Raw genomic sequence first — 21,851 nt, 5'->3', positions numbered from 1 at the left:
GAAGGGGGTGCCCGCCCATGCCTGACCGCGCCCAGTGGGTCTGTGAGGTGGCCGGAGCGGCGGCCGCCGTGGCGGGGGCGGTCGTGGTCGGCGCGGCCCTGTGGGGGGCGCTGGGGGCGGGCCTGGCCCTGCTGTGCCTGTCCGTACCGCTGATCGTCGCCGGGAACCTGAGCAGGGAGGAACGCTGATGCCGTTGATCCGCAGCCTCCTCGGAGGCCGCCAGCGCCGCAGCCGCAAGGGCATGCCCTCGCTCAACGGCCGGTCGACGTCGGCCGGAGTGGCGGTGACCCCGGAGCGCGCCCTGCAGGTCGCCGCGGTGTTCTCCTCCGTGCGGCTCCTCGCCGAGACCGGGAGCATGCTGCCGGTCGGCCTGTACCAGCGGACCGGGGCGACCCGCACCCCGCTGACCGATCACCCGCTCGCCCCGCTGCTGACGTACCAGGCCAACCCGGACCTGCCCTCCGGCGAGTTCTGGGCGCAGGTCCTCGGCTGGATGCTGGTGCGCGGCAACGGCGGCGTCTACATCGAGCGGAACAACGCGGGCCGCGAGGTGGGGCTGTGGCCGGTGGCGTGGACGAGCGTGGAGCCCCGCCGCGTGCCCGGCACCGGGGAACGCGTCTTCAAGATCACCCTGGACGACGACGAGTGGGCGCCGATCCGGGAGGCCGACGGCCTGGTCCGCGCCGAGAACTTCCTGCACTTCCGGGCGTTCGGCGTCGGCGGCGGACAGGGCCTGTCGCCCATCGGAATGGCCCGCCAGGCGGTCGGCACCGGGTGGGCGGCGACGTCGTACATCGGGGGGTTCTTCGCCCGCGACGCGTCCCCCGGCGGCGTCGTGTCCGTCCCCGGCGCACTGAACGACGCCCAGTACGAGCGGCTGACGCAGCAGTGGACCGGGCTTCACGAGGGGTTCGACCAGTCGCACCGCCTGGCCGTCATGGAGGCCGGCGCGAAGTGGGAGAAGACCACCTTGTCCCCTGCGGACGCCCAGTTCCTCGAGGTCTACAAGCTGACCCGGGCGGAGATCGCCGGGATCTTCGGCGTGCCCCCGCACATGATCGGCGACGTGGAGCGCTCCACGTCCTGGGGCTCGGGCATCGAGCAGCAGTCCCTCGGCTACGTCATCTACTCGCTGATGCCGTGGCTGACGCGTCTCGAGCGGACCGCGCAGCGCCTGCTGGGCGGACCGGACCTGTACATGCGGTTCAACCCGGACGCGCTGCTGCGCGGCGACTCCGCGCAGCGCAACGCCGGGTACGCGCTCGGCCGCCAGTGGGGGTGGTGGTCCGTCAACGACATCCGCGCCAAGGAGGACGAGCCGCCCATCGAGGGCGGCGACGAGTACGTGGTTCCGCTCAACATGTCCCCGGCCGGGCAGACCGCGCCGCCGGAGCAGCGCGCCCTGCCGGCCCCGCCCCGGACCCGGGCGGTGGAGGACACGGTGGACGCGCCGGACGCCGAGGACCTGCCCGACTGGATCACCCGCCACTACGACGCGATCGCCGCGTTCTTCGCCGAGCAGGGCGACCGGGTCCTGTCCGCCCTGAACCTCACCCCCGGCGCCGGGGCGGCCGAACTCATCGACCGGGCCGCCGAGGACGAGCTGCTGACCGAGATCCTGCTGCGCCTGGCGTCCGGACTGGTCGGCGAGGTGGGGGCGGCGACGGCGGCCGCGCTCGGCGGGACGTTCGCCGCCGCCGAGACCACCGCGGCGGTGGCCGCGTCCGCCGCGGCGACGGCCGCGAACGTCAACGCCACCACCGTGGAGAAGTTGGCCCACCAGTTCACCGTGTCCAACGCCCCCAAGGACGTCCTGAAGATGTTCGACGGGATGACGCAGGCCAGGGCCACGCAACTGGCGCAGGCCCGCGTCGTCTACGGCGCGAACTTCGGCTCCCACGAGGGTGCGAAGCAGGCCGGCGCCGCGACGAAGACGTGGCGGGTCTGGGGCTCCAACCCGCGGCGTACGCACGCCCAGGCCGACGGCCAGACGGTGAAGATGCGCGGCGAGTTCGACATCGGGACCAAGCGCGGCCGGTGGCCGCACGATCACCGGCTCGGCGTGGACGAGATCGCCGGATGCACGTGCCGACTGCAGTTCAACCGGAAGGACCCCAATGCGAACACGTGAGGTGCGGGCCTTCCCGCTCCAGAACCTGCGGATCACCAGGGCCGACGAGAAGCTGGGCCGCCTCGAGTTCCACGGCCGCAGCATCGTCTACAACTCGCTCTCCGAGGACATGGGCGGCTGGCGCGAGCGCATCATGCCGAGCGCCGCCACCCGCACCCTCGGCCTGGACCCGGACGTACGTTTCCTGATCAACCACGATCCGAACCTGCTGCTCGGGCGGACCGCCTCCGGGACCGCCGACCTCTCCGAGGTCCCCGACGAAGGCGTGGACGTCGACGCGCGGATGGCGGATGTCAGTTACGCCCGCGACCTGGCCGTGTCGCTGGAGCGCGGCGACATCAACCAGATGTCGTTCGGGTTCTGGGTCACCGCCGACGGCTGGACCGGCAACGTCCACGAGGTGTTCGGCATCGACCTCGACGGCGGCGACGTGTCCGTGGTGACGTACCCGGCGTTCGCCGCGACGTCGGCCGAGCTCCGCTCCGCCGCCGCCCGGCACACCGGCCAGGACACCGCCCCGGAGCCCGAGGCCGTGACCCGGGCGCTCGCCGAGGTCCGCGCGGGCAAGGTCCTCTCGGCCACCAACCGGCAGCTGGTCGCGGACGCCCACGACGCGCTCGGCGCGCTCCTGGAGGCCGCCGACCGCTCCGCCCCCGGCCCGCAGGCGTACCCGCACGAGCGGGCCCGCCACCGGCTGCGCGAGATCGAACTGCTCGCCGGCATCTGACGACTTCCCGGCCGACCGGCCCGGGACCATCCCACCCATCATGAGGAGAACCCCATGCCCACCAGCGTGGAGCTGCGCCAGCAGCGGGCCGGCATCGTGGAATCGATGCGGGCCATCACCGAAACCGCCGAGGCCGCGAACCGCGGCCTCGAGGCGGAGGAGCGCCAGTCCTACGACCGGCACGAGTCCGACTTCCGGTCGCTGACCGAGCGCATCGAGCGCCTGGAGGCCGACGAAGAGCGGGCCGCGCAGATGGCCGAGCCGATCGAGCGCGGCCGCAACCGGCCCGACGACGGCGGCCGGGGCGGTCAGGAGCAGCGCGCCGCCGAACGCCGCTCGGCGTTCTTCCAGGCCCTGCGCCGCGGCCTGCCGCGCATGGCCCCCGAGCAGCGCGCCCTGGTCGAGAACGCCGCCGGGGAGATCCTGGTGCCCGAGGACCTGGAGACCGAGATCAACCGGTCCCTGCCGGAGCTCACCATCATGCGCAGCATCGCCTCGCAGCGGTCCATCAACACCAACCGGGTCCGCCGGCGCAGCCTGACCGAGGTGGCCGTGGGCTGGGGCAAGCTCGAGACGAACGAGCAGGACCTCACCGACTCGATGCCGTCGACCCCGACGGACGAGTACACCTACGTGGAGGACCTGTACGGGCTCGCCAAGGTCGGCGAGGACGAGATGGACGACACCGACGTCAACCTGGACGCGTTCATCCGCGACAGCTTCGCCCGCGCGTGCGCGGAGGCCGAGGACACCGCCTTCACCATCGGCGCCGGTCACGCCGCCCACCAGCCGGTCGGCTACATGACCGCCGGGGGCGGGGTGCCCACGGTCACCGCGGCCGGGGTCACCGCCATCTCCACCGACGACATGATGAAGCTGATCTACGCCACGCCGAAGCAGTACCGGCGCAACGGCCGCTTCACCATCCCGTCCGGAACCGAACTCGCCATCGCCACCCTCAAGGACGCCGACGACCGGTACCTGTGGCAGCCGAGCATGCAGGCCGGACGCCCCAACACATTCCTGGGCTTCCCCGTGGAGAACCAGGAGGACATGGCCGCCGTCGCCGCGTCCGCGCGGGTCGCCGCGTTCGGCGACTTCAACGCCGGATACCGCATCTACGACCGGCAGGGCATGACCGTCAAGGTGCTCACCGAGCTCTACGCCGAGGACGGCATGATCGGCTGGAAGATCCGCAAGCGCGTCGGCGGCGACGTCGTCCGCCCGCAGGCCCTGCGCATTCTCGTCATGAAGGCGGCCTGACCATGAAGCAGATCCGGATCACCGCACCGGGCAGCGTGTCCGACGGCGCCGGGCTGCGCGCCCACCACGGCCAGGTCGTCAGCGTCAACGACGACCTGGCCCGCGCGTGGATCGCCGCCGGCCACGCCGAAGCCGCCCCCGAGGAGCACCGCACCGGCGCCAAGCCGGACAAGCGGACCGCGACGCGGACCGCACCCCGCAAGGCGGCCGCCAAGACGCTGGCCCCGCCGGACGCGCCCGCCGGCGGCGACACCGACGCCGGTAAGCAGACGTAAGGGAGGGCGCAGTCGTGGCTGACCCCTGGGCGACCCCCGAGGACCTGCGCGTCCACCTCCGCCTCGACACCATCGACCCCGAGCTGGCGGCCGCAGCCATCTCCGCGGCGCAGACCGTCGTCCGGGGCGCGCTGCGCCAGCACGTCGACCAGGTCCAGGACGCCGTCCTGCACCTGGTCGGCACCGGCCGGCACATCATGAACCTGCCGGAGATGCCGGTGACCGGTCTCGCCTCGGTGACCGTGGACGGCACGGTCCTCGAGGCGGCCGCCTACCGGTGGAACCGGCACGGCATCCTGCGCAGCCTCGGCGGCTGCTGGCCCCTGGACGCGGACATCACCGTCGTCTGCACGCACGGGTGGGCGACCGTGCCGGACGTCGTGGCCCGCGTCTGCGTCCAGGTCGCCGGCCGCGCCTGGGTCAACCCGAAAGAGGCCGTCGCCTCCGAATCGCTCGGCGACTACTCGGTGTCCTACGACAAGCAGCGCACCGGGCAGGCCGTGACCGATTTCGAGGCCCGGATCCTGGAGCCGTACGCCCGCGGCCCCGCCAGCCGGTAGAGAGGGGCGGCCGTGGACATCACGCACCTGCTCAACCGGCAACTGGCCGTCTGGCGGACCGTTACGACGGACGACGGATACGGCGGCCAGCAGACCGCCCACCAGGCCGTCGGGCAGGTCCGCGCCAAGGTCGACCAGCCCTCGGCGTCCGAACGGATGCTGGCCCAGCAGGGCGGCGTCCCGCACACCCACACCGTCTACCTGCAGCCCGGCGCCGACGTACGCCGCGGCGACGAGCTGCGCGGCGACGGGCAGGTCCTGCGGGTCCTGTCCGTGATCGCCCCGTCCGCACCGCTGTACCGCCGCGCCGAGTGCGAACTGAGAGAACAGGAGAACACCTGATGGACGCCGAGAAACCCGCGCCGCCGCGGCGGCCGCTGCCCGACGACTCACTGGAGTGCCGGCAGACCGCCCAGGCGGCCCTGACCGCCGGAGACACGGCGACCGGCACCGCGTGGGCGATCCTCGCGGTGGCCGCCGAGCTCGCCCAGGCGCGCCGCGACCGGCGCAAGGCCCGCTGATGGCGCGGCGCCGGCGCGGCGGCCGCGGCGGGGCGGGCAGGCAGACCCGCAGCAGCGGCGTGCAGGTCAGCATCCAGGGCCTGGACGCGCTGCGGGACCGCCTCGAGGAGCTGGCCCCGACCATGCGGGCCGCGTGCCACCGGGCACTCGTCCAGTCCGCCGAAGCGATCCGCGACGACACCGCGCGGGCCGTGCGCGTCGACACGGGGAACCTGCGCGACAGCGTCCGGGCCGTCACCCACAACAACCAGCTGGTCGCCGAGATCGGGTGGTGGGACCGCGACGACCGGTACGCCACCGTCCACGAGTTCGGCACCCGCCGGATCCCGGCCCGGCCCGCCCTCGGCCCCGCCGCCGAGGCGGAGCGGGCCCGGATCGGCGCCCGGATCGCCGCCGAGGTCAGGAGGGCGCTGGGATGACGACCGCCCCGTCCCCGATGCTGCCCGTCCAGGGCGCCCTGTTCACCGTCCTGCGCGGCGACAGCGCCCTGTCGGCCCTGATCAAGGGTGTTCACGACTACACCCCCGAGGACGTCCCCTATCCGTTCGTCGTGGTCGGTGAGGCGACCGAGATCCCCGACAACCGGCACGCCGGGTTCGGCCGGCAGACCGTGGTGACCCTGCACGTGTGGTCGCGGTACCGGGGGTTCGCCGAGGTCCTGCGGATCGGCACCCGCATCACGGCCCTGCTCGACCACCGGCCCCTCACCATCCCCGGCATGGACTGGATCGCCACCCGGTTCGAGTTCTCCCAGACCCTCACCGACCCCGAACCCCCCGGCGACATCCGGCACTTGGTTTTGCGGTACCGGATCGTCACCGAACAGCACTGACCCACCCCACCTGAGCCCCGCGCCGCACCGGCCGGGGCTCTCCGCATGCCCAGGAGGCACCCCATGGCCGGTATGGACGGCTTCGGTACCAAGCTGCTGCGCGGCGACGGCGTGACCCCCACCGAGGGATTCGAGGAGATCGCCGACGTCACCAACCTGTCCGCCCCCGGCCTGTCCAGGGAAACCATCGACGTCACCTCCCACGGGAGCGAGGACGGCTGGATGGAATTCATCGGCGGCCTGAAAGACCCGGGCGAGGTCTCGGCGGACATCAACTACCAGCCGGACAAGCACGACCTGCTGGTGGGCGATTTCGAGGACACCGCACCCCGCAACTACAAGATCGTGTTCCCGGACGAGGCCGCGACCGAGTGGGCCTTCCCCGCGATCCTGACCGGATTCGAGCCGGAAACCCCGTACGACGACAAGGCGACCGCCGCCCTCACCCTCAAGGTCAGCGGCAAGCCGGTCATCACCTGATGCCCGCCGACCACATCGCGGTCATCCGGACCGGACCGGCCGCCCGCATCCTGGTCGGCGGCGTGGAGATCCCGCCCGAAGCGATTCTCCGCGACTCCGTCACCGTCCCCGTCGATCCCGACGAGGTCCCCTCCGTACACCTGACGCTGGTTGCCGCGCGGGTGGACGTCCACAACACCCTGGAGAGAAGCCCCGATGGCCCTGCTGAACGCTGACCAGATCACCCGCGCCGACGACCGGCGCTGGGAGGACGTCGACGTCCCCGAGTGGGACGGCACCGTGCGGATCCTCGCCCTGTCCGGCACCGACCGCAACGCCTACCAGTCGTCCCTGGTCGTCCTCGGCCCGAACGGGTCCGTGCAACGGATGAACATGCAGGACCAGATGGCCCGGCTCCTCGCGAAATCACTGGTGGCCGAGGACTTCACCCGCCTGTTCACGGACAAGGACATCAAGGCCTTGGGCGCGAAAAACGGCGCCGTGCTGCACCGGCTGTCAGTGGTCGCTCAGCGCCTGTCCGGACTCCGCGACGAAGACGTGCAGGCGCAAGCGGGAAACTCCGGCGCCGCCCAGAGCGGCGCTTCTACCTCCGACTAGCCCTCGCCCTCGGCTGCACCGTGCCCGAACTCCTCGCCCGCTGCAGCTCGGAAGAGCTCACCGAGTGGATGGCGTACGAGCACGTCAACGGCCCCATCGGCGGGCAGCGCCTGGACGTTCTGTTCGCCGTACTTGCCGCGACCGTGTCCAACACCGCCCGCGGCAAGGGCCAACGGCCCAAGGAACCCAAGGACTTCCTGCCCAAGTGGGACCAGGGCGCGGCCAAGGAACCGGCCGACTGGCGGGACATGCTCGCCGTCGCCCAACAGTTCACGCGCCGCATGAACGGACCGAAACACAGCGTTGAGAGGAAACCGCGGTGACCCTCGAAGAACTGCTCGTCACGGTCGGAATCGACACCGCCGAGCTGACCAGCGGGGCCGAGGGCGCCGCCGCCGACGTGGAGGCCAGCCTAGGCGGGATCCAGGCGGCGGCCGCCGGGGCCGCCGTCGGCGGGCTCTTCGCCATGGGCTTGGCGTCCGCCATGGACGCCGAGGCCGCCACCACCAAGCTGCAGAACCAGCTCGGGCTGACCGAGGCCGAGGCCGCGCGCGCTGGCACCCTCGCCGGTGACGTGTACGCCGCCGGGTTCGGTGGGTCCATGGACGCCGTCGCCGACGCGCTCGCCGGCGTCACGGCGAACATCGGCGGACTCGGGAGCGCGACCGACGCCGAACTCGACCAGATGACCAAGTCGGCGCTGACGCTGGCGGACACGTTCGAGTTCGACGTCGGCGAGTCGACGCAGGCCGTCGGCACGATGATCAAGACGGGCATGGTCAAGGACGGCCTGCAGGCGTTCGACCTGCTGACCGCGGCCGCGCAGCAGCTCCCCCCGAAGCTTCGCGAGGAAGTGCCCGCGATGATCTCGGAGTACGGGGAGTTCTTCGACCAGTTGGGGTTCACCGGGCCCGACATGATGGGCCTGCTCGCCCAGGCCGCGCAGGACCCCACGTTCCAGCTCGACAAGCTCGGCGACGCCGTCAAGGAATTCACCCTCCAGATGGCCGACACCGAGAAGGTCAAGGCCCCGCTGAAAGAGCTCGGCCTGGACGTCAAAGACCTCCAGGCCCTCATGGACAAGGGGCACGGCACCGAGGCGTTCGACCAGGTCACCACCGCCCTCAAGGGCGTGGAGTCCCAGACCGAGCGCACCGCCCTGCAGGCCGCACTTTTCGGCGGGCCCGGCGAGGACATGGGCAACAGCCTCCTTGGCCTCGACGCGGCGGGCGCCGCAGCGGCGACCGGCCTGGACGACGCGGCCGGCGCGGCGAAAGCAGTCACCGACAACGCCGCGGCCGCGGCCGCGGCGGACAGCATCATGCGGACGTTCGCGCAGACGCTCGGCGAACTCCTCGCACCCGCCCTGAGCGTCGTGGCTGGCTTCCTGAAAGAGAACCCGGCCCTGATCAAGGTCCTGGTCCCCGTCCTCGCCCTGCTGGCGGTCGCCATCGGCATTGCGGTGATCGCCCAGTGGGCCTGGAACACGGCCCTGTGGGCGTTCCCGGGGACCTGGATCGTCGCCGCGATCATTGCGATCATCGCCATCATCGTGCTGGTCATCGTCTACTGGGACGAGATCGCCGCCGCCACCGGCCGGGCCTGGGACTGGATCGTCGACAAGCTCGGCGCCGCCTGGACCTGGATCAAGAACGTGGCCGCAGCAACGTGGAACGGGATCGTCTCCGCCGCCCGCGCCGCCTGGAACTGGGTGGCCAGCATCGTTGCCGGTGCGGTCGACGCCTTCATGTCCGACGTCCGCCGCGCGGCTGCGCTCCCCGGCATGGTCGCCAACTGGTTTGGCCAGGTCGTCGCATGGGTGCGGTCCCTGCCCGGCCGGATCGCAGCGGCGGCGAGCGGCATGTGGGACGGCATCACGGCCGGTTTCCGCTCCATGGTCAACTCGTTGATCTCCGGGTGGAATTCGCTCAGTTTCAGCATCGGAGGCGGGTCGATCATGGGCGTGGACATCCCGAGCATCACCCTCTCCACCCCCAACATTCCGATGCTCGCGGCCGGCGGTGTCACGACCGGCCCGACCCTCGCCATGATCGGCGAGGGGGCCGAGCAGGAAGCCGTCCTGCCGCTGTCCAAGCTCGACGGGATGATGCGGTCCGTCGCCGGGGCGGTGCGCGGCACCGGCGGCCAGTCCCGCACCGTGCTGGAGATCCGCGACGACGGCTCCGAGGCATCGGCGTTCATCGTGGCGGCGCTGCAGCGCGCCGTCCGTACCGACGGACGCGGAGACGTCCAGATCCTGCTGGGAGATGGCTGATGACGACGTTCCCCCTGGACCGGCGCACCGAGATCCAGATCGGTGGCGTGTGGACCGACATCAGCACCCGCGTCTACGAACGGGACCTAATCAAGATCACGCGCGGGGCGAAGAACGAGTCCGGGAAGACAACGCCCGGCAGCCTCACCCTGACGCTGAACAACCGGGACGGCCTGTTCTCCCCACGCAACCCGATGTCGCCGTACTACGGGCGCCTGGGGCGGGCCACGCCGATCCGGGTGTCCGTACCCGGGACGGAGTCCTACCTCGATCTCGACGGGACGACGGCCGGCACCGCGTCCACCCCGGACACCGCGGCCCTCGACATCACCGGTGACCTCGATCTGCGGATCGAGGCGACCGCCGACTGGTACGCGACAGAGATCCAGACCCTCATCGGGAAGTGGGAATCGCTCACCGCGCAGCGCAGTTACTCGCTCCGCCTGCAGGAGGGCACCCTCGTCCTGAACTGGTCGGCGAACGGCACCACCCTCTTCGCCGTGGTGTTTTCGCTCCCCACGCTGCCCCGCCGGGCGGCGCTCCGGGTCACGCTGGACGTCAACAACGGGGCCGGAGGGCTCACGGCGAACGCGTACTCGGCGCCGTCCCTCGCGGGCCCGTGGACGCAGTTCGACACGTACACGGACGGCGCGTTCACCACGAGCATCTACGCCGGCGCCGCCCCTCTCCAGGTCGCCCCGGTTGCGATCACCGGGTGGCCCCCGGCCCGTGCGCTCATCCACCGTGCCGAGGTCCGCAACGGCATCAACGGGACCGTGGTTGCCGACCCCGACTTCCGGACCCGGACGGACGGCACCACCTCGTTCGTAGACACGGCCGGGCGGACCTGGACGGCGACAGGCACCGCGCGGATCAGTACCCGGGCATACCGGTTCGTCGGCGAGGTCTCATCCTGGCCGACCCGGTGGGACACCTCCGGCACCGACGTCTACGTGCCGCTGGAGGCCTCCGGGATCCTGCGCCGCCTCGGGCAGGGTCGCAAACCGATTGCCTCGACGCTGCGGCGCCGGATCCCGACGGCCGGGAACCTGCTGGCGTACTGGCCGATGGAGGAAGGCGCGGCCGCCACCCAGGCGTCCAGCCCTATCCCCGGAGTCCGGCCGCTGCAACTGTCCCGCGTCACGTGGGCGTCCGCGACCGACCTGGCGTCGTCGTCGCCGCTTCCCGTCCTCGCGTCCGCTGGCGGCGACCTCGCCCAGATGTCCGGTACCGTCCCCGCGCCGACCGGGTCACCGACCGGGTGGCAGGTCCGGTGGGTCTACCGGCTGAACACCGTCAACGCGACGAACTACACGTTCATGCGGGTGCTCTGCTCCGGCGGCACGCACGCCGAGTGGTTCCTGCAGTGGGGCGCTTCGGGTGCCCGCGTCCAGGCCCGCGACTCCGACGGCACCACGGTCCTGAACCAGGGCATCGGCACGGGCCTGGACCTCTACAACCAGTGGGTCTCCGCGTCGCTGCGCGTCTCCCAGTCCGGAGGCACCGTCACCTGGACCATTCAGTGGATCGGCGTCGGCACGACCGGCGGGTCCTACACCGGCACCTACGCGGGCACGATCGGCCGCGTCCGGTCCGTGTCCAGCCCGCCCGACGGGTACGCGGCCGCGCTCGACGGCATGGCCCTCGGGCACCTCGCCGTGTTCTCCGTGACGGACACCACCGCCTACTCCGGGGCGATCACCGCCTACGACCGGGAGACCGCCCTCAACCGCATGGCGCGCCTCGCCGAAGAGGAAACCCTGCTCCCGCTCACCTGGACCGACGGCGACCGCGCCCAGCCGTCCGAACAGATGGGCCCGCAGCGGCCGGCGGAGCTCCTGGCACTGCTGGAGGACTGCGCGGCGACCGACGGGGGACTGCTGTACGAGCGGCGCGACCGGCTCGCCCTGCACTACCGGGACCGCACCGGGCTCTACAACCAGACCCCGGCGCTGACCCTGACCTACACCGCGCCGGGGGAGGTCGCGCCCGGCCTGGACCCGGTGGAGGACGACCAGAACGTCCGCAACGACGTGACCGTCATCCGCGCCGGCGGCAGCAGCGGCCGCTACGAAGTCGCCACCGGCCCTCTGTCCACGCTCCCCCCGGAGCAGGGCGGCGTCGGCACGTACGACACCTCCATCACCCTGTCGCTGGGCGCCGACACGCAGACCGAGCAGATCGCCGCGTGGCAGGCTCACCTCGGCACCGTGGACGAACCGCGCTACCCCACGGTTCGGGTCATGCTCCACGCCGCCCCGCACCTCATCCCCGCCGCGCTGGGACTGGAACTCGGCGACCTGCTGACCATCACCAACCTGCCGTCGTGGATGCCGCCCGGGGACGCCCGCCTCATGGTCCGCGGCCTCACCGAGACCATCGGCCGGCACACCTGGGAGATCGCCTACGCCACCGCCCCGGCCCGCCCCTGGGACGTCGGCGTCTACGACGACCCGGTCCGCGGCCGGTACGACACCGGGGGCACTGTCCTCGCCACGGCGGTCACCGCGTCCGCGGCGGCCCTGCCGGTCCTCACCACGGACGGCACCCCGTGGATCTCCAGCGCCACGCACCCGAGCCATTTCCCATTCGACGTGGCGGTCGGCGGGGAACGGGCCACCGTCACCGGCATCACCGGGGTGGCCGAGGACCAGTTCGGCCGGACCGTCGCCTCCGGGTGGGGCGCCGCCGACTCCGGGCAGGCGTGGACGACCGCCGGGGGCAGCGCCGCCGACTACTCGGTCACCGGCGGCACCGGGCGGCACATCATGACCACCCGCAACGTCTTCCGCCACACCCTCGCAGCGGTGCCGGTCCCGGACGTCGACCTGCGGGTGGATGTCTCCGTGTCCGCGCTCCCCGTCGCCGACAACGCGTATGCGTTCGCGGCCGCGCGGTACACCGATACGACGCACATGTATTTCGCGCGGATCCAGATCACTCCGGCCGGGGCGGCGACGCTCACCCTCCGAGTTCGGAATGGGGGCGAAACACAGCTCGGCGCGACCATCGCACTCGGCACGTACACGCCGGGCGCCTGGTACACGGTGCGGCTGTCCGCGCAGGGCAGCACCATCTCGGCGTCAGCGTGGCCGCGCGGCTCCGCCGAGCCTGCTACGTGGCAGATCAGCGTCACGGACGCCAGCCTCTCGGCCGCCGGGGCGGTCGGCTGCCGGTCCTTGCTCGGATCGGCCACCACCAACCCGCTCCCGGTCACCGTTCAGTTCGACGCCCTGGTGTGCGCCCCGCAGCAGATGACCGTCACCCGGTCCGCCAACGGAATCGTCAAGGGCCATGCGGCCGGTACGGACGTACGGCTCGCCGACCCCACCCACTACGCCCTCTGAGGAGTCCGAATGCCCGACAGCCCCTTCGCCGGGGAACGGCTCATCGCCGGAATCGAGGGCGGCCGCGCCCCGTTCACCGTCAACTTCACAGCTAACCAGGACAACTATCCCCAACCCGTCATCACCACCGGGGCCGAGGGCATCTGGATTACGACACCAGCCATCACCTTCAAGGCCAGCCGCGCCTACCGGATCACCGTCAAGGGCCTCCTCGCCCCGACCGCCACCGGCTCCGAAGGCCAGGTCCGGGTCCGTAAGGGCGCGCTCGGCGGGCAGCTCCTCTTCGACTCGTTCCGGATGACAGTGCCGGCCACCGGCAACTACGCGTTCCTCTTCGGGAACATCATCACCAACAGCACCGGCGCCGCGATCACCGCGCCCATCGTCGGGACCGTCGCCCGCTCGTCCGGCACAGCGAACTTCACCGTCAACGGATCCGCCGTCTCTCCGTCGTACCTGCACGTCGAAGACGTGGGTCCGGCGAGCGACTTCAACGGATCCACCTCTCTCAGCTGACCCAGGAGACACCCGTGCTCACACCGCCCGCATACGACTCCATGTACGACGTGCTGAGCGTCCAGGTATCCAGCCTCGACGGGAACCTGAACGTGCCCATCACGCTGACGCCGGACCAGATCGCCGACTGGACCGACGCCGAACTGCTGGCCAAGGTCGCCGCCCTGAAGGGCGCGGTCCGGAGCCTGCTCCCGGTCGGCACCGACCTCAAGGTCTCCATCGGCTGGTCCGGCAACGGCCAGCAGACCGTGCTCCGCGAGTCCGAGATAGTCCACGCCGACTGACCCCTGCCCGCCCCGCTCCTGCGCCCTGCCTTCGGTGGGGCGTTTCGCATTTCTGGAGGTACCGATGGCGACACCCTTGTCCGCCGACGCCCTGGTGGCCGCGCTGCGCGCCGAGGGCCTGACCGTGGTCGAGCACCGGTCGTGGCGGACGCACAACCGCACCCACAAGGGCCTGTGGGGCCCGGTGAACGGCGTGATGATCCATCACACCGTCACGTCCGGGACCCAGAGCTCCGTGGACCTCTGCTACGACGGGTACTCGGCCCTTCCCGGGCCGCTGTGCCACGGCGTCATCGCCAAGGACGGCACCGTCTACCTGGTCGGCAACGGCCGGGCGAACCACGCGGGCCTGGGCGACGGCGACGTCCTGGCGGCCGTCGTCGCTGAGCGCGCTCTGCCGGCGGACAACCAGGCCGACACCGACGGCAACCGGCACTTCTACGGGTTCGAGGCCGTCAACCTCGGCGACGGCGAGGACCCCTGGCCCGCCGCGCAGCTGCTCGCCATCGAGCGGGCGGCTGCCGCCCTGTGCCGGGCGCACGGCTGGTCGCAGCGCTCGGTGATCGGCCACCTCGAGTGGCAGCCCGGGAAGGTGGACCCGCGCGGCTTCACGATGGCGTCGATGCGCGACCGGATCGCCGCCCGCCTCGGCAAGCAGCCGTCGCCGACGGCCCCGACCACGCCCCCGGCGACCCGGCCGAGCGCCCCGGCCTACGAGCCGTTCCCAGGGGCCGCGTTCTTCCGGGAAGGCCGCCGCAGCCCGATCGTCACCGCGCTGGGCAAGCGGCTCGTTGCCGAGGGCTGCGGCCGCTACCGGGTCGGGCCGGGCCCGGCCTGGTCCGAGGCCGACCGCGCCTCGTACGCCGCGTGGCAGCGGAAGCTCGGCTACACCGGCGCGGCCGCCGACGGCATCCCCGGCGCCGCGTCCTGGTCCAAGCTCCACGTCCCCAACGTCTGACTGAATCGGAGAGATCACCATGCAGAACAAGTTGCTCCTGGACCTGGCGGAGCGCGCCGGGTGGACCGGGGCGCAGGCCGCCCTCGGCCTGGCCGTCACCGAGCTCGCCGACATACCCGTGTGGTGGGCGGCGCCCGTCGCCCTCGCCCTCTCCTCGGCGAAGGGCTGGGTGGCCGGCCGCCTCGGACGGCCGGGCACCGCGTCCACGCTCCCGGCGGCCGCCGACCCCGCGTCGCAGCCGACGGCCGCCTGACCCTGCTCTGAGACCGCCTGGAGGACCGTGTGGACGTTGCCACCATCACCGCGCTGGGCGCACTGCTGGCCTCACCGGTGATGGCAGCAGCGGCCATCTACGGATCCCGGGGCGCAGCGAGAGCGACCCGGGAGGGCGGAGCATTGACCGGATTCAACAGCCTCACCGACCAGCTGCAGGAGGAGCGGCTGGAGATGCGCGCCGAGCTGGCGACGCTGCGCAGCGACCTCGCCGCGGAGAAGGCCGAGAACTCGCGGTTGCGACTCCTGGTGACGCAGCTTGGAGGTACGCCGTGACCAGGACGGAACGGATGCTGTACCGCCAACGGCGCGGACTGTGGGTGGTTGCCGCGCTGCTCTTCCTCGGCGGCGGCCTGGCGCTCGCGTTCATCCAGATCCACCGGGCGGAGGCGCGCGCGGACGGCCTGGCGACCGAGGCGGACCGGCGGGGCGCGGCCGTTACTACGCTGGCCGACGACGTACGGACGTTGCGCGCACAGATCAGGGTCTCGGGCGGCACCCCGGCCGCGCCCGACCCTGCTGCTGCCGTGGCCGACCTCCCGGACCGCGAGGAAGTGCCGGTGCCCATACCTGGGCCGTCGGGCGCGTCCGGCCCTGCGGGGCCCGCGGGTCCGGCCGGGTCACGGGGGCCGGCAGGCGCGGACGCGTCGCCGAGTCCCGGCCCGCCTGGTGCCCGCGGTGCGGACGGCGCGGACGGCAACCGGGGCGCGGACTCCACCGTGCCTGGCCCCGCCGGTCCGGCGGGCGCCGCAGGTCCTGCAGGTCCAGCCGGACCCGCCGGTCCAGCAGGGCCCGCAGGCCCGGCGGGCAGGGACGGCACGGACGGGGCGGACGGGCAGCCGTGCCCCACCGGCTACAGCCTGCAGCCCCCGGCCGACGATCCGGACGCACTGGTGTGCCGGCGCACCCCGACCGCACCATCTACGCCCGAGGAGTCACCCTCGGCGCCGCCGCCCCTGGCGCTCGACCCGACCCGCCGCCAGTACCCGTGACCACGCCCCCGCTCGGCTCCGGCCGGGCGGGGGCACTTCTGTCGTGCCCGGAATGCGCCCAGAGTTTACGTGTGCGCCCCTCGCCGCGGGGGAGGCGCTACGTACGCTGGACACCCGGACATCCCCAGGGGGCAGACACGATGACCGCACCTCAGCACGTAGGCGAGCGAATCCGAGAGCTGCGCAAGGTGCGCCAGCTCAGCGTCCGCCAGCTCGCCGACCGCGTCGCTATCTCGCCGAGTTACCTGCAGAAGATCGAGAGCGGAGATCGGAACCCGCCGTCAGGCTTGATCGCACGGATCGCCCGAGCCCTCTCGATCGGGCCGGACCGGATCACCGGCCAGCCGTACATCAACGGTGCCGAGTCCGAAGACCAGGTCCAGGCCGTCATCCCTGAGCTTCGGCGCATTCTCCTGACGTACGACGACCCGGACGACCTGGTCGTGGCACCGCGACCGCTCGGTGTTTTGGCCAGGGAAATGGATCACGTCGCGCAGATGCGGCAGGACGGGCAGTACGTCGGAATGGGCCCGCTACTGCCCGGCTTGCTCGCCGAGCTCACGCACGTAGCCCGGGGCGCGCGCTCCGAGCAGGAGCGGGAGCGGGCGTACTGGTGGCTGGCCCGCGGCTACCGGGCCACCAACTCCCTGGCGCACAAGCTGGGGTATCACGACTTGTCCCTGACCGCCGTGGAGCGGGTGCACTGGGCGGCCGACCGGTCCGGTGACCCGCTCATGCAGATGACGGCCGCCTACCTCAAGGCGGGCGCGATGGTGCGCATGGGTACCTACGGATCCGCGCGCCGGCTCCTCGAGGGCCTGGAGCAAGAGGTGGAACGGCTGGCACCCGAGGCGGCACTGAGCGAAGCGCAGATTGCCGTCCAGGGAGCCATACTCCTGAAACTGGCGATCCTCGAGGCACGCGACCAGCGGCCGGACCGGGCAACGGCTCGGCTCGCCGAGGCGCGCGCGGCCGCCGAGATGCTGCGCCGGGACACCGACTTCTACGAGATGTCCTTCGGCCCCACCAACGTGCGGATCCACGAGGTGGCCGCGCTGATCGACTCCGGTGACACCGAGCAGGCACTGGCCCGGCTGCGGGAGTGGGGGACCGAGCAGGACCGCACCGAGTGGGAGCTGCCGTCCGGCCTGGCCCGGGAGCGGGCGTCGCACCACCACATCGACGTCGCCGCGGCACGGCTGGCCGAGGGCGACCGTGCCGGCGCATTCGCCGACCTGGCGACCGCTCGTGGCATCTCGCCCGCACACACGCGCTTCCACCCGACCGTCCGGCACACTGCGGCCGCCTTGGTCCGCCTGGACCGGCACTCGGACGATTCGATCGCCGGATTCGCGCGGTGGACCGGTGTCTGACGGCGTGTCAAGCGATTCTCGAAAAAATCATGCCCACAGTTTGTGGGCGCAGCACACCTTGCCGTGAGTCACGATCCCCTCACTCGACTACGTGTGAGGGGATCGCCCATGCAGACCACCCCCATGACGGCCGCAGCCTGGCTCGCCACGGCCGACCCCGACCCGGACCACGCAGCCCGCTGGTTCGAGTCCGCGGGCATCGTGCTGCTGCCGCTCGGCACCGTCTGGTCCGCCGTACGGTGCGGCGAGCACGACGGGCTCGCCGCCGCCGCCACGGTCACCGGGCCCGTCATCCACGACCCCGCTGGGCGTGCCGTGTACTTCCTCATCCCGCCCACGACGACCACGTGGGACGTGGCCGGCAGTCACCTGCTCGGCGTCGCCTGCTGGCTCACCGTCCCGGCACCGGTGACCACGCAGCCGCCCGGACCGTACTGGATCCAGCCGCCCGATGGCTCCGGTCGCCTGGTCGACGTCGCCGCCCTCGCCGCCGCGCTCACCGCGAGGCAGGGGGCGGGCGCGTGAACGCCGTCGCACCCACCCCGTACGAGGCACCGGAGTGCCGCATAGGAGAGCACGGCTACTGCCCCGGCCCCGGCACCACGGTTGTGGGCGGGGCGGTCATCATGCGTCGGCGCTGCGCCTGCACCTGTCACGCCGCAGCAAAGCGCGACGCCACGGAGGCCCGGTGATGGCCGACCGCACTCCTGCTCAAGCACCGCGTCCGCCGCGGCGGCCGACCCCTACGGAGTGGCGCCGCCTCGCCGAGGACAACCCGGTGCTCGCCCAGTTGATTTGGTACCAGGAGGACCGCAAGCGGCGGCTGGGCCTTCGCCGGTGACGCCCGCCCGTACCTGCTGGCCGTCGGCGGTCCGGGTGCGGGCGGGTCTACTCGCGGACCAGATCGGCCACCGTAAGGCCGAGCGCTTCCGCAAGGACGATGAGGTCGCTGTACCGCGGGTCGCTCTCCCCGCGTTCGATCCGCTGCAGGGTCCGCCGGTCGATGCCCGTGCGCGCGGCCAGGGTCTCCTGCGTGGCCGGTAGGCGGGACCGCAGGATCCGGATCCGGTCCCCGAGGTCCCGCCGCTGGGCATAGATCCGATCAGGCAGGTTGCGGGGCACTCGACAAACGTCTGACCTGCATGCACCGTTGTCAGCGTCAGCCGTGACGCTTTTTGATCACATCAGCAGGACCCCCGTTCGCCAGCACAGCACCAGGAGCGCCCATGGCCCCAGCCCCCGATTGGCGCAGCCGGACTGCCCGCCGGGTCTTGGTGGACACGCGGTCTGGGCGAGTCGGCTATGCCGTGGACGGCCCCGTTGGCACCGTTCGTTTGCGGCCGCTCGCCGGCGGCGCGGAGTGGCAAGCCCCGGCCGCCGACGTACGGGCGGCTACACCGGAGGAGGTGGCGTCATCGCTGCCCGAGTAGGTCAGGCGCTATTTGCCCCCCTCGCGCCCCCACCACGCCATCAGCTGGTACAGGGACTGCGCGCCGGCGGCCGCCCTGGCGGCCGCCAGCTCCTTCGTCACGGTCCGTTCGGCCAGGCCGAGGGCCGGCCCGACCTTCTTCTGCGAGCGCCCCTCTTCGAGCACACCGAGAATGGCCCTCTGCCGGGCCGTCAGAACACTCGGCGACGCCCGTACGGCCCGCCAGCGTGTTCCGCGCTCCCAGGCCAGCTCGAAGATGTGGCGGGCCCACGCGACCGTCGCACGATCCGTGACGTGGCAGCCTGCGTTCGTCCCTGCTGGATTCGCCAGGTTGTCGATGAACAGGTTGGCCTGCCCCACGATCACCATGCGCGGGAAAGGATCCTCGAGCGTGACGACCTGCGCGCCGGCGGACGTGACGTCGTCCAGGTAGCTGCAGGACTGGGGGTGGTGGTACGCCGCCCCGTTGTACACGGATCTCACCGTGATGCCGCAGGCGAGGGCCGCACTGGTGCGCTCCATGCCGAGTCGCTGGACCCCCGGATCCCGATCCACCGGCGCGCCGGGCTGGGCGGTGAGCATGTCGGCGCCGTCCCGGTGCATGGCGTCGCTCAGGACCTCACCGATGCGGGCATTCATCTCGTCCGGGCCATCGAGGAATTCAGACCCTGGTCCGCCGTACCAGCGGTTCTCCAGGAAATCGGTGGCCAGCTCCTCGATGGCGGGGATTTCTGCCATGCGCGCCACGGTGTCGGTCACCAGCGCCTGCGCCTCGCCCATGAGTCGGCGGGCGGCCATGCGCGGGTCGTGCGCGATGTAACGATTCTGCTCCCCGTTGTGTGGGCCGAGCGTGACGAGGCCGACCGCCAGCAGACGGCTCACGTCGGTCTCCGGAGGATCGCCCGCTGCAATCGCCTGGTAGGCGGCCCGGTCGGCGCGCGACAGGGGCAATTCGTGTCTGCTCACAGGATCTCCGCACTGAATGGACGCCACGTCATAAGAGTGCGGAATCTAGCAGATGCCAGTTTTGGTACGGCTATACCCCTGGCATATCCGGATGTGATCGTGCATCGTACACAGAGTGACCGCGAAGGCGGACACGCGTTCGAATTGGAGGATGATTCATGCTCGCTCGCCTGATCAGAACCGGTGCCCTCGCCCTGCTGCTCACCGGCGCGCTCGGAGCGCCGGTGGCTGCCGCCGCCTCTGCGGACGCGCACACGGCCGTGGTCGCCGACCCGGGATGGGGCATCGTCGCCCCGGACGCGGACGTCGCCACGGAGGCCGCCGCCGCCACCATGCAGGACCCCGGCTGGGGCTGACCCAGCGGTAGCCAGGGCCCGGGACACCGGGACGGCCCGGCCTCTCACAGTGAGCGGCCGGGCCACCGAAAGACGAGCAAGGGGGACTAACAAAAATGATCATGGCACTGCTGGTGGGGCTTGAGGTCCTGAGCGCCGGCGCACTCGTCGGGGTGGTACTGCATGCCCGTGGGGTCAGGGCGGACGTTGACAAGCTGAGGGCCGAGGTCGCTCTGGCCCGGATCGAAGGTGTTCTCGGCCCGGGCGACCTCGACCCTCAGGTGTCCATCCCCCGTCCCGCTCGCCCGTAGGCACACGCGGGCCGGTCAGCCCACCCGCCGCAGCTGCGGGCGCTGGCCGGTCAGCGTGGCCTCAATCGTGGCCATGGCATCGTCGTCTGCCTCCGGCAGCAGATGCCCGTACGTATCGCTGGTCGTCTTGATCGACTCGTGGCCCAGGCGCCGCTGCACGTACGTCAGCCCGTGGCCCGCCGAAATGAGCGCCGAGGCGTGCGAGTGCCGGAGATCGTGCGGCGTCGGCCTCTTCTCCGGATTCACCAACCCCTTTTCGCGCGCCTTCTTGAGCGCCCGGCCCCAGCGATCGTGAAACGTGCTGTAGTGCAGGCGGTCTCCGGTCTCCCCCGTGAAGAGCAGAGCGTCGTGCGCGAGCCGCGAGCCGACCCCGAGTTCCACCAGGGCGGCGTCCACGGTCGTGCTGATCCGCAGGGTCCGCCGGCTCTTCTTCGTCTTGGGCGCGCCAATGTAGTACCCCTTGCGGCCGTCCCGTTTCCAGGCACGGCGGACGCGGATTCGCCGGTGTCCGCCGCTCTCGATCACGCACATGGGCGCCAGCGCGGTGACCTCCGACCACCGCATACCGGTGCCGTACTTCACGATCGCCAGCAACTGGTCGCTGCGCCGCTCCATGCAGGAGATCAGGGCCTCGACTTCCTGAGGCGTCAGAAAACTGATGTCCTCGTCGTCCCCTGCCCCGTCGTCGTCCGCCCGTGGGAGGCGCGTCAGCTCGCACGGGTTACGGGCGCGCAGGGGCGGCTCGGACCGCACGGCCTCCTTGAGGATGCCCGAGAGCAGGCCGTGGAGGTTCCTGAGCGTCTTGGGGCTCATCGGCTTCATCTTCGGACTGCCGTCCGGCATTCCGCCGCGCCGGACCAGGGTGGTCTCCAGCTTCCTGACCCACGGACGGATCGTGTCGCTGCTGAAGTGTTCGGTAGACCTCACGTCACACTCACCGAACGTGGGGAAGATCCATCGTTCGAGGTCGCCCAGGCACGCCTGCCGGTAGTGCTCTTCGATGCCGGTGCGCTCCATGATGATGCGGGTCGCGTAGACGCGGAAGCGGAACCGATCGTCTCCCTGGCCCGCACCGGACGCGATGTACCCCTCGCCCTTCACCCATCCGGGCGGCCACTGTTGTCCAGCCCCGTTGACAGCATCCCGGAACACCTCGGCCGACGGCTCGTCGGCGAACGTCTCGGTCTGCCAACCCCCGGCCCTGGCGCCGCCCAGACGCCACTTGACCTGGTAACTGGTGATCTCTCCTGCGCGGTTTTTCCGCCTCACGACTGATGCCATGAGGGCAGACTAGAGCCGCGTGTTCCCACAGTGTTCCCAATACCGGAAATGATCACGGTGGGATCGAGCCGTCTTTGCAGGTCAGCACGCGTACTACGCGGAGTGCCCGGAACCGGACTCGAACC

At 71.5% G+C, this 21,851-nt stretch carries 28 protein-coding genes; 25 read left to right on the top strand and 3 right to left on the bottom strand.

Annotated elements, in window-relative coordinates:
* Window positions 1-17 precede the first annotated feature (17 nt).
* The 24 genes from Q0994_RS32485 to Q0994_RS32370 all read left to right on the top strand — a co-directional run bounded on the left by Q0994_RS32485 (window position 18) and on the right by Q0994_RS32370 (window position 18,245).
* Entirely contained in the window at window positions 18-188 is a 171-nt protein-coding gene (locus tag Q0994_RS32485) for a hypothetical protein (RefSeq protein ID WP_299542043.1), read from the top strand.
* Window positions 188-2,131: a phage portal protein gene (locus Q0994_RS32480; RefSeq protein ID WP_299542041.1), complete on the top strand. Its 1,944-nt coding sequence runs from the start codon at window positions 188-190 to the stop codon at window positions 2,129-2,131. The genes Q0994_RS32485 and Q0994_RS32480 overlap by 1 nt, the downstream gene beginning before the upstream one ends.
* A complete protein-coding gene (locus Q0994_RS32475; protein ID WP_299542038.1) occupies window positions 2,118-2,858 on the top strand; it encodes an HK97 family phage prohead protease in 741 nt (246 codons plus the stop codon). Before Q0994_RS32480 ends, Q0994_RS32475 begins: the two co-directional genes overlap by 14 nt.
* A 54-nt stretch (window positions 2,859-2,912) precedes the next feature.
* Window positions 2,913-4,121 (top strand): phage major capsid protein, encoded by a 1,209-nt coding sequence (locus Q0994_RS32470; RefSeq protein ID WP_299542036.1) that lies wholly within the window; start codon window positions 2,913-2,915, stop codon window positions 4,119-4,121.
* Window positions 4,122-4,123: 2 nt separating this feature from the next.
* The gene (locus Q0994_RS32465; protein ID WP_299542034.1) at window positions 4,124-4,396 is read left to right on the top strand and encodes a hypothetical protein; all 273 of its coding nucleotides are present in this window, start codon (window positions 4,124-4,126) and stop codon (window positions 4,394-4,396) included.
* Window positions 4,397-4,410: 14 nt separating this feature from the next.
* Entirely contained in the window at window positions 4,411-4,956 is a 546-nt protein-coding gene (locus tag Q0994_RS32460; protein ID WP_299542032.1) for a hypothetical protein, read from the top strand.
* Between the two features lie 12 nt (window positions 4,957-4,968).
* Entirely contained in the window at window positions 4,969-5,298 is a 330-nt protein-coding gene (locus tag Q0994_RS32455) for a phage head closure protein (protein WP_299542030.1), read from the top strand.
* Window positions 5,298-5,477: a hypothetical protein gene (locus Q0994_RS32450; RefSeq protein ID WP_299542028.1), complete on the top strand. Its 180-nt coding sequence runs from the start codon at window positions 5,298-5,300 to the stop codon at window positions 5,475-5,477. The genes Q0994_RS32455 and Q0994_RS32450 overlap by 1 nt, the downstream gene beginning before the upstream one ends.
* Window positions 5,477-5,896 carry an HK97-gp10 family putative phage morphogenesis protein gene (locus Q0994_RS32445; protein ID WP_299542026.1) on the top strand — a complete coding sequence of 140 codons (420 nt, stop codon included), beginning with the start codon at window positions 5,477-5,479 and terminating at the stop codon, window positions 5,894-5,896. Before Q0994_RS32450 ends, Q0994_RS32445 begins: the two co-directional genes overlap by 1 nt.
* Window positions 5,893-6,309 carry a DUF3168 domain-containing protein gene (locus Q0994_RS32440; protein ID WP_299542024.1) on the top strand — a complete coding sequence of 139 codons (417 nt, stop codon included), beginning with the start codon at window positions 5,893-5,895 and terminating at the stop codon, window positions 6,307-6,309. Before Q0994_RS32445 ends, Q0994_RS32440 begins: the two co-directional genes overlap by 4 nt.
* A 63-nt stretch (window positions 6,310-6,372) precedes the next feature.
* Window positions 6,373-6,789, top strand: coding sequence for a phage tail tube protein (locus tag Q0994_RS32435; protein WP_299542022.1), 417 nt, complete (start codon window positions 6,373-6,375; stop codon window positions 6,787-6,789).
* Window positions 6,789-7,004 (top strand): hypothetical protein, encoded by a 216-nt coding sequence (locus Q0994_RS32430; RefSeq protein WP_299542020.1) that lies wholly within the window; start codon window positions 6,789-6,791, stop codon window positions 7,002-7,004. Before Q0994_RS32435 ends, Q0994_RS32430 begins: the two co-directional genes overlap by 1 nt.
* Window positions 6,985-7,386 (top strand): hypothetical protein, encoded by a 402-nt coding sequence (locus Q0994_RS32425; protein ID WP_299542018.1) that lies wholly within the window; start codon window positions 6,985-6,987, stop codon window positions 7,384-7,386. Before Q0994_RS32430 ends, Q0994_RS32425 begins: the two co-directional genes overlap by 20 nt.
* A gap of 20 nt (window positions 7,387-7,406) precedes the next feature.
* Window positions 7,407-7,709, top strand: coding sequence for a hypothetical protein (locus Q0994_RS32420; protein WP_299542016.1), 303 nt, complete (start codon window positions 7,407-7,409; stop codon window positions 7,707-7,709).
* Window positions 7,706-9,661 carry a hypothetical protein gene (locus Q0994_RS32415; RefSeq protein ID WP_299542014.1) on the top strand — a complete coding sequence of 652 codons (1,956 nt, stop codon included), beginning with the start codon at window positions 7,706-7,708 and terminating at the stop codon, window positions 9,659-9,661. The genes Q0994_RS32420 and Q0994_RS32415 overlap by 4 nt, the downstream gene beginning before the upstream one ends.
* Entirely contained in the window at window positions 9,661-13,008 is a 3,348-nt protein-coding gene (locus Q0994_RS32410) for a hypothetical protein (protein ID WP_299542012.1), read from the top strand. The genes Q0994_RS32415 and Q0994_RS32410 overlap by 1 nt, the downstream gene beginning before the upstream one ends.
* Window positions 13,009-13,017: 9 nt before the next feature.
* Window positions 13,018-13,524: a hypothetical protein gene (locus tag Q0994_RS32405; RefSeq protein ID WP_299542010.1), complete on the top strand. Its 507-nt coding sequence runs from the start codon at window positions 13,018-13,020 to the stop codon at window positions 13,522-13,524.
* Window positions 13,525-13,538: 14 nt separating this feature from the next.
* A complete protein-coding gene (locus tag Q0994_RS32400; protein ID WP_299542008.1) occupies window positions 13,539-13,808 on the top strand; it encodes a hypothetical protein in 270 nt (89 codons plus the stop codon).
* 64 nt (window positions 13,809-13,872) lie between these two features.
* Window positions 13,873-14,766, top strand: coding sequence for a peptidoglycan-binding protein (locus tag Q0994_RS32395; RefSeq protein WP_299542006.1), 894 nt, complete (start codon window positions 13,873-13,875; stop codon window positions 14,764-14,766).
* 19 nt (window positions 14,767-14,785) lie between these two features.
* On the top strand, window positions 14,786-15,019 hold the full coding sequence (locus Q0994_RS32390; protein WP_299542004.1) for a hypothetical protein: 234 nt from the start codon (window positions 14,786-14,788) through the stop codon (window positions 15,017-15,019).
* 29 nt (window positions 15,020-15,048) lie between these two features.
* On the top strand, window positions 15,049-15,315 hold the full coding sequence (locus tag Q0994_RS32385) for a hypothetical protein (protein ID WP_299542002.1): 267 nt from the start codon (window positions 15,049-15,051) through the stop codon (window positions 15,313-15,315).
* 856 nt (window positions 15,316-16,171) lie between these two features.
* Window positions 16,172-17,404 (top strand): helix-turn-helix domain-containing protein, encoded by a 1,233-nt coding sequence (locus Q0994_RS32380; RefSeq protein WP_299542000.1) that lies wholly within the window; start codon window positions 16,172-16,174, stop codon window positions 17,402-17,404.
* A 108-nt stretch (window positions 17,405-17,512) separates the two neighbouring features.
* On the top strand, window positions 17,513-17,929 hold the full coding sequence (locus Q0994_RS32375; protein WP_299541998.1) for a hypothetical protein: 417 nt from the start codon (window positions 17,513-17,515) through the stop codon (window positions 17,927-17,929).
* Between the two features lie 166 nt (window positions 17,930-18,095).
* Window positions 18,096-18,245, top strand: coding sequence for a hypothetical protein (locus Q0994_RS32370; RefSeq protein WP_299541995.1), 150 nt, complete (start codon window positions 18,096-18,098; stop codon window positions 18,243-18,245).
* 47 nt (window positions 18,246-18,292) lie between these two features.
* On the opposite strand, the gene Q0994_RS32365 is transcribed toward Q0994_RS32370, so the two are convergent.
* Both Q0994_RS32365 and Q0994_RS32360 read right to left on the bottom strand, forming a co-directional pair.
* On the bottom strand, window positions 18,293-18,526 hold the full coding sequence (locus Q0994_RS32365) for a helix-turn-helix domain-containing protein (protein WP_299541994.1): 234 nt from the start codon (window positions 18,524-18,526) through the stop codon (window positions 18,293-18,295).
* 316 nt (window positions 18,527-18,842) lie between these two features.
* Window positions 18,843-19,799, bottom strand: a complete 957-nt coding sequence (locus Q0994_RS32360) for a LuxR C-terminal-related transcriptional regulator (protein ID WP_299541993.1) — start codon at window positions 19,797-19,799, stop codon at window positions 18,843-18,845.
* A gap of 158 nt (window positions 19,800-19,957) precedes the next feature.
* Between Q0994_RS32360 and Q0994_RS32355 the strand changes: the two genes are divergently transcribed.
* Window positions 19,958-20,155 (top strand): hypothetical protein, encoded by a 198-nt coding sequence (locus Q0994_RS32355; RefSeq protein ID WP_299541991.1) that lies wholly within the window; start codon window positions 19,958-19,960, stop codon window positions 20,153-20,155.
* Between the two features lie 305 nt (window positions 20,156-20,460).
* On the opposite strand, the gene Q0994_RS32350 is transcribed toward Q0994_RS32355, so the two are convergent.
* Window positions 20,461-21,726: a site-specific integrase gene (locus Q0994_RS32350; RefSeq protein ID WP_299541989.1), complete on the bottom strand. Its 1,266-nt coding sequence runs from the start codon at window positions 21,724-21,726 to the stop codon at window positions 20,461-20,463.
* Between the last annotated feature and the right edge of the window lie 125 nt (window positions 21,727-21,851).

The organism is uncultured Streptomyces sp. (genome assembly GCF_947488945.1).
Classification (GTDB): domain Bacteria; phylum Actinomycetota; class Actinomycetes; order Streptomycetales; family Streptomycetaceae; genus Streptomyces.
This window is presented reverse-complemented; position numbering and strand designations above follow the sequence as displayed.